General features: G+C 48.7%; 1 protein-coding gene and 1 pseudogene. Both read right to left on the bottom strand.

The window, feature by feature from the left end:
- Positions 1-139 precede the first annotated feature (139 nt).
- The gene (locus YA0848_RS35755) at positions 140-907 is read right to left on the bottom strand and encodes an ABC transporter ATP-binding protein (RefSeq protein ID WP_034097739.1); all 768 of its coding nucleotides are present in this window, start codon (positions 905-907) and stop codon (positions 140-142) included.
- A gap of 7 nt (positions 908-914) precedes the next feature.
- A pseudogene (locus YA0848_RS35750) lies at positions 915-1,119 on the bottom strand (amino acid ABC transporter permease); the annotation flags it as partial.

The raw sequence follows: 1,119 nt of genomic DNA, 5'->3' as shown, positions 1-1,119 counted from the left end.
CACAATGCTTAGTGATGCGCGATTGACGTTTCGCGCTCACTAAAAATTCCAAATACGTTTAAAGTGTCAGCACATACAAATAAAGACAACCCGGACGGGCAGCGAGACGCTTAAAATCAGCCACAGCGTTAGCTGCGTTTTATTTTAAGTTCCCTCGTAAGAAGTTACGCAGGCGCTCACTGCGCGGATTTATCAATATATCGGATGGCGGGCCCTCTTCTAATATCTCTCCCTGATGTAGAAACTGAACATGACTGGAAACATGGCGTGCAAACCCCATCTCGTGGGTAACGACTATCATGGTGCGCCCCTCCTCGGCCAGCGCATGCATTACCTTCAGCACTTCACCTACCAGTTCCGGATCCAAAGCAGAAGTCGGTTCATCAAATAACAAGACCTCGGGCTCCATCGCCAAGGCTCTTGCAATGGCGACACGTTGCGATTGCCCTCCAGAGAGTTCGGCAGGGTATTGCGTATACACGCGTTCGTGCAATCCGACCTTATTGAGAAAAAACTTGGCGCGTTCCCGCGCTTCTTTCTTGCCAATATTCATAGCCACAACGGGCGGCAACGCAACGTTCTGCAGCACTGTCAGGTGATTCCATAGGTTGAAATGCTGGAAAACCATAGACAGTTTAGTTCTGAGGAGTCGCAAGAATTTGTCGTCAGCTACACGCATTCGCCCTAGACGGTCTGTCACCATCGGAATTTTCTGGCCATCGAAAAATAATGCACCGTCATCCGGTTGCTCCAGAAAATTGATGCATCGAAGGAATGTGCTTTTCCCGGAACCACTGGAACCAATCAACGAGATGACATCTCCCGCCTTGGCTTTCAATGAAACCCCACGCAGAACCTGATGCTTAGCAAAACTTTTAGTAAAACTGTCAACTTCTAATTTATACATATATCACTCAATGCGCCCGTGGAAGATTTGACTTAAGCACGTGGCGTTCAAACAACCGAAAACCACCAATAAGGCTCAGCGTTACCGACAGGTAGATAACGGCGGCTATGCCATATGCGTAAAAAGCCTGATAGGTGTCCGAATTCACATCGCCTGCCACTTTCAGAATGTCGGGCACTGTGACGGTGAACGCAATTGCTGTCGCGTGAAGC

This window comes from Pseudomonas sp. S4_EA_1b (assembly GCF_016307435.1).
Lineage (GTDB): Bacteria > Pseudomonadota > Gammaproteobacteria > Pseudomonadales > Pseudomonadaceae > Aquipseudomonas > Aquipseudomonas rhodesiae.
This window is presented reverse-complemented; position numbering and strand designations above follow the sequence as displayed.

Bases quoted from the DNA above. Each gene is read 5' to 3' on its own strand.
- YA0848_RS35755 (WP_034097739.1), bottom strand. From the start codon at position 907: ATGTATAAATTAGAAGTTGACAGTTTTACTAAAAGTTTTGCTAAGCAT.